The 5208-nt window shown below is 63.8% G+C and carries 7 protein-coding genes; 4 read left to right on the top strand and 3 right to left on the bottom strand.

Features of this window, described 5'->3' with window-relative positions; translation table 11 throughout:
* The 3 genes from Q7T64_RS02345 to Q7T64_RS02335 form a co-directional block, all read left to right on the top strand.
* A partial coding sequence (locus tag Q7T64_RS02345; protein WP_304790533.1) for an alpha-ketoacid dehydrogenase subunit beta occupies nt 1-700 on the top strand: 700 nt, incomplete at its 5' end.
* Entirely contained in the window at nt 697-1926 is a 1230-nt protein-coding gene (locus Q7T64_RS02340; protein ID WP_304790530.1) for a dihydrolipoamide acetyltransferase family protein, read from the top strand. The genes Q7T64_RS02345 and Q7T64_RS02340, both read left to right, overlap by 4 nt.
* Before the next feature lie 9 nt (nt 1927-1935).
* Nucleotides 1936-2181: an acyl carrier protein gene (locus Q7T64_RS02335; protein ID WP_304790527.1), complete on the top strand. Its 246-nt coding sequence runs from the start codon at nt 1936-1938 to the stop codon at nt 2179-2181.
* Nucleotides 2182-2247: 66 nt separating this feature from the next.
* Here Q7T64_RS02335 and Q7T64_RS02330 read toward each other — a convergent pair whose 3' ends face one another.
* The 3 genes from Q7T64_RS02330 to Q7T64_RS02320 all read right to left on the bottom strand — a co-directional run bounded on the left by Q7T64_RS02330 (nt 2248) and on the right by Q7T64_RS02320 (nt 4576).
* Nucleotides 2248-2946: an MBL fold metallo-hydrolase gene (locus Q7T64_RS02330; protein ID WP_304790522.1), complete on the bottom strand. Its 699-nt coding sequence runs from the start codon at nt 2944-2946 to the stop codon at nt 2248-2250.
* Nucleotides 2947-3070: 124 nt separating this feature from the next.
* Nucleotides 3071-3697 carry a CDP-diacylglycerol--serine O-phosphatidyltransferase gene (pssA, locus tag Q7T64_RS02325; RefSeq protein WP_304790519.1) on the bottom strand — a complete coding sequence of 209 codons (627 nt, stop codon included), beginning with the start codon at nt 3695-3697 and terminating at the stop codon, nt 3071-3073.
* A 24-nt stretch (nt 3698-3721) separates the two neighbouring features.
* Nucleotides 3722-4576 carry a formate/nitrite transporter family protein gene (locus Q7T64_RS02320; protein ID WP_304790516.1) on the bottom strand — a complete coding sequence of 285 codons (855 nt, stop codon included), beginning with the start codon at nt 4574-4576 and terminating at the stop codon, nt 3722-3724.
* A 319-nt stretch (nt 4577-4895) separates the two neighbouring features.
* Between Q7T64_RS02320 and Q7T64_RS02315 the strand changes: the two genes are divergently transcribed.
* On the top strand, nt 4896-5208 hold a 313-nt coding region (locus tag Q7T64_RS02315; protein WP_304790536.1), incomplete at its 3' end, for an ABC transporter ATP-binding protein.

The following is a 5208-nucleotide window of genomic DNA, read 5'->3' as shown; positions in this document are numbered from 1 at the left end:
CACCGCTGCCACGCTGCGGCACATGTCGGGTGGCCAGTTCAGTGTGCCGCTGGTGATCCGGATGGCCACCGGCGCTGGCCGGCAGTTGGCGGCGCAGCACTCGCATAGCCTGGAAGGATGGTATGCCCATATTCCGGGGATCAGGGTGCTGGCGCCGGCGACCGTGGCCGACGCGCGCGGCATGCTCGGGCCGGCATTGGCGGACCCCGACCCGGTGATCATCTTTGAGCACGTGCAGTTGTACAACAGCGAGGATGAGTTGCCTGATTCCCCCGATAGCTGGCAATGCGATATCGAGCGCGCCGCCGTGCGGCGCAGCGGACAGGACCTGTGCATGATTGCGTATGGCGGGGGCGTGTCCAAGGCGCTGGCGGCGGCGCAGGAACTGGCTGCCATCGGCATCGACGCCGAAGTGATCGACTTGCGGGTGCTGCGCCCGCTCGACACCGACACCATCGTCAGTGCGGTGTGCAAGACGCACCGCGTCATCGTGATCGACGAGGCATGGAAAAGCGGCAGCCTGTCTGCCGAGATCTGTGCGCGCGTGATCGAGCATGCGTTCTATGAACTGGACGCACCGCCCATGCGGGTCTGCGGCGCGGAAGTGCCGATTCCCTATGCCCGCCAGCAGGAACAGGCGGCGCTGCCGCAGGTGCCCGATATCGTGCGCGCCGCGATGCAACTCATGGGGCGCGCATGAAACCCTTCCTGTTGCCCTCGCTGGGGTCCGACATGGACCAGGGCAAGTTGCTGTCGTGGCTGGTAAAGCCAGGCGACACCGTCAGCCGCGGCCAGGTGGTGGCGGTGGTCGATACGGCCAAGGCGGCGGTGGATGTCGAAATCTGGGACGACGGCCGCATCGCCTCCCTGCTGGTGGAGCCAGGGCAGACGATACCGGTCGGCACGCCGCTGGCGATGATCGCCGGGCCGGGTGAGGCGATCGATGCAGCGGCCGTCGCCGCTGCGACATTGCCCGCCAAGACGCCTGGCGTGGCGCAGGCGGCGCCAGCGCCGGCGATCGGAGTCAGCGCGCCAGCCGCCAGTGCCGGCGGCACACCCGCGCCTGTGCGCCGTCGGATCTCGCCCGCTGCCCGCAAGCATGCGCAGGACCTTGGACTGGATATCGACGCCTTGCCCGGAACCGGGCCGGATGGCGCGCTGACATTGCAGGATGTCGAACGCGCCGCGCAGCAGCGGCAGCATGCGCCGCCGCCGGTTCAGGCGACGCCAGCAGCGCCGGGCGTGTCGTCAGCGCCGGCACCAGCGCTGGCGATGCGGCGCGCAATCGCGGCCACGATGAGCCGTTCGAAGCGGGAAATCCCGCATTACTACCTGGGCGACAGTGTGTCACTGTTGCGCGCACAGCAATGGCTTGCCGAGACCAATGCCAGCCGCGCATTGCCGCAACGCATGCTGATGGCGGTGTTGCTGATCAAGGCGGTTGCCCGCGCGGGGCTGGCCTTCCCGGACCTGAACGGTTTTTTCATCGACGGCGAGCATAGGCCCAGCGGCCGCGTGCATGTCGGCGTTGCCATCTCCTTGCGCGGTGGCGGTTTGATTGCGCCGGCCCTGCACGACGCTGCTGAAAAGACGCTCGACGAGCTGATGGCCGCGCTCAACGACCTGGTCGGGCGCGCCCGTGCCGGCTCATTGCGCAGTTCGGAAATATCGGATCCGACCATTACCGTCACCAATCTTGGCGAGCGCGGTGTCGAATCCGTGCATGGCGTGATCTATCCGCCGCAGGTGGCGCTGGTAGGTTTTGGCCGCATTGCACCGCGGGTGTGGGTGGAGGACGAGGTGATTCGCATCGTGCCTGCCGTGACTGCCACGCTGGCGGCCGACCATCGGGTGTCGGATGGCCATCGGGGGGCGCTGTTCCTGGCCCGGATCGGTGCATTGTTGCAGCAACCCTCACAGCTTTGAGGAGGCAGGATGGATCGGGAGATGCTGCGTCAGGTGGTGCTGGAAACGCTCAGGACCATTGCGCCGGAAGTCGAGCCAGCGAGCTTGCAGGACGACGCGCCCTTGCGCGACCAGGTCGACCTGGATTCGATGGACTGGCTGAATTTCCTGGTGCGTCTGCATCAGCGCTTGCAGGTCGACATACCGGAAGCGGACTACCGGCAGTTGAGTACGCTCAACCGGCTGCTGTCCTACCTGGCGGCAAAGCTGGCCTGAGCAGCGCAAGCGCGGCAAGCACGGCCAGCGCCAGCCGCATCGGCTGTGGCGCTGGCGGCGCAGGCATTACACGCCCTGCGGCAAACCCAGGTTCTGGTTGGCCGGCACGGCAACGTCGATCATCTTCGGTTTTGGCAGGTCGAGCTTGCTCATCAGCTCGACGAAGCCTTGCTTGTCGCGCCCGGTCAGCCGCGCATTGTGGTGCTTCTCCCAGCCGATGGTGGACACCGAACGATCCTTGTAGTCGTGCCCGGGCCACATCAGGGTTTCTTCCGGCAGCGTGAAAAGGCGCCCGGTCACGCTGTCGTACAGTTCCTCGGCGCTGCCGCTCTGGAAATCCGTGCGGCCGCAACCGTCGATCAGCAGCGTGTCGCCGGTAAACACATTGCCGCGCCAGGTGAAGCACATGCTGCCGGCAGTGTGGCCGGGCGTATGCAATACCTTGATTTCCTCGGCGCGCCCGAAGCGGATCACATCGCCATCGAATAGTTGCAGGTCGGCCGGCGTGATGCCGCAACCGGCCGGACAAGCGGCCTTGGCGCCGGTGACTTCGCGCAGCTTGCCGGCCGACGTGATGTGGTCGGCATGCGCATGGGTTTCAATTACCCAGGCCAGGCGAAGATTGAGCCGCTTCAATTGCGCCAGGTCGCGTTCCCATTTCTGGTCGACCGGATCGATCAGCACCGCTTCGCCCGCCGCCGGGTCGGCCAGCAGATAGGTATAGGTGGACGACACCGAGTCGAAGGTCTGGATAGGCAGCATCATGGTCAATCTCCTTCTGATAAGTGGATCAGCGCACGGGCCTGACACCCGGCTTGCAAATTGGGTACGGCAATCAACCGGTCATGCATCGGCGGCGCGCCCCCAGCGGCCGCCGCAATTTTGTCGCCTATGGCTTGGGGATCCGGATGCGGCTGATCATCAGGCTGCCGGACAGCCCGAAAACCAGTGTCAGCGGATGCAGCGTGAAGCCGGCGATCGAGATCGCGCCGAACCACAGGTTGTCACCGATGGCGCCGTAATAGGCCGCCACGCCCAGCATCAGCACCAGCACGATCGAGGTCGGGATCGGCGTTCCTTCGAAGTGGGTCACTTTGCCGGTCTGCTGCGACAGCTCTTCGGCAGTGACGTTGTAGCGCGCCAGACGGGACACGCCGCAGGCAACGAAATACGCCAGCAAGACCTGGTCATAGAAGCCGTTCATGCCGCAGGCATAGGCAATGATCACGGGCGCGACGCCAAATGAAATCACGTCTGCCAGCGAATCGAGTTCCCGTCCGAGGATCGAGGCCCGTTGCCGCCAGCGCGCAATGCGGCCGTCCAGGATGTCGAACAACAAGGCGATGAATACCAGTAGCGCAGCCAGCAACACATGCCGGACGTCGCCACTGGTGAGAAAGCGCATCGTGGCGAACAGTGCGCCGATGCCGGAAACGGCGTTGCCCAGCGTGAACCAGTCCGCCAGGTGGAATTCGCGGATCATCGAGAAGGGTTTTTTCTTCTGCGGCTCGGTCATTTTATGTCCATGGTTGATTGGGCGTCATTCGCGCGCCGATAGATTGTCCTGCGTCTTGTCCCGACCCTGGTCGGCATAAATATAGATCATGTAATACACCATGCCCACCAGTACGCTGCCGCCGGCAATATTGCCCAGCACAACGGCGGCCATGCTTTTGAATACGCCGGCCCAGGTGATCACGTGTTCCGCCGGCAAGGGACCGAGTTCCTGCAACAGTAGCGCCAGCGGGAACAGGTACAGGTTGGCGACGCTGTGTTCGAAACCGGCGGCAACGAATGCCGAAACCGGAAAGATGATCGCGACCACCTTGTCGGTCACGCTGCGGCCCGCCATTGCCATCCACACCGCCAGGCACACCAATGCATTGCACAGTACACCACGAAAAAAAGCGGTCCAGAACGGCAAGGATGTCTTGGCTGCGGCAATCGCCAGGTATTCGCGGGCAATCGCGCCATCGTTCATGTCCGCATGGCGCGCCAGGTAGACCAGCAGCGCCAGGCCGGCGGCGCCAATCAGGTTGCCGGCAAAGACGATTGTCCAGTTGCGCAGGAGGTCGAGGGTGCTGATCCTGCGATGGGCGCGGGCAATCACCAGCAGGTTGTTTCCGGTGAACAGCTCAGCGCCGGCCACCACCACCAGGATCAGTCCGAGCGAAAAAGCGAGTCCGCCGAGTATTTGCTTTGCCGCAAATCCGAGCATGGGGTCCGAGCGCACCAGCACGAAAAAGACCGCGCCCAGGCCAATGAAAGCGCCCGCCAGAATGCCCAGCATCAGTAGCGACAGCAGCGGCAAGCGCGCCTTGGCAACGCCGGCCGACTCGACCCTGGTCGCGATCTCTTGCGGCGAATAGGCGTTCAAGCCAAACATTTCAGACATGCACGACCTTTGGCAAACATGGCGGCGCGGATGCCGCCATGGGGTGATGCGGCGGTAAGGCGCCGGTAAGGAGGAGTACCTTGCAGCGTGGCAATGGTAACCGGGTTTGTTGAGGCCAAGCCAATTGCCTGCTCGCCAGCGTGACAGAATGGTAATGCAAGCCCGCCACCGATTACGCGAAACGCCAGTCCAATCCAGCAGTCCATGCGAGCCATCCATGCCAGGTCCGCCTCCAGGTCCAGATTACGACGTGTCCAGCGCGCCTGTTACGGCGCCGCTTTCCGTGTTTTCGCTGCGCGGCGTGACCAAGACTTACCTGATGGGCGAAGTGGAGGTGCGGGCCCTCGTCGACATCAACCTCGAACTGCACAGCGGAGAATTCCTGGTCCTGCTCGGCGCCTCCGGCAGCGGCAAGTCGACCTTGCTGAACATACTTGGCGGACTCGATACGCCCACTGCCGGCACCCTGAGGTATCTCGACCATGACCTGACCCATGCGGGCGATGCCGCACTGACGAAGTTCCGGCGTGAGCATGTCGGCTTCGTGTTCCAGTTTTATAACCTGATTCCGAGCCTGTCTGCGCTTGAAAATGTGCAAATCGTGACCGAGATCAGCGAGCATACGATGGATG

It is taken from the genome of Lacisediminimonas sp., from assembly GCF_030645335.1.
Classification (GTDB): Bacteria; Pseudomonadota; Gammaproteobacteria; order Burkholderiales; family Burkholderiaceae_D; genus Lacisediminimonas.
This window is presented reverse-complemented; position numbering and strand designations above follow the sequence as displayed.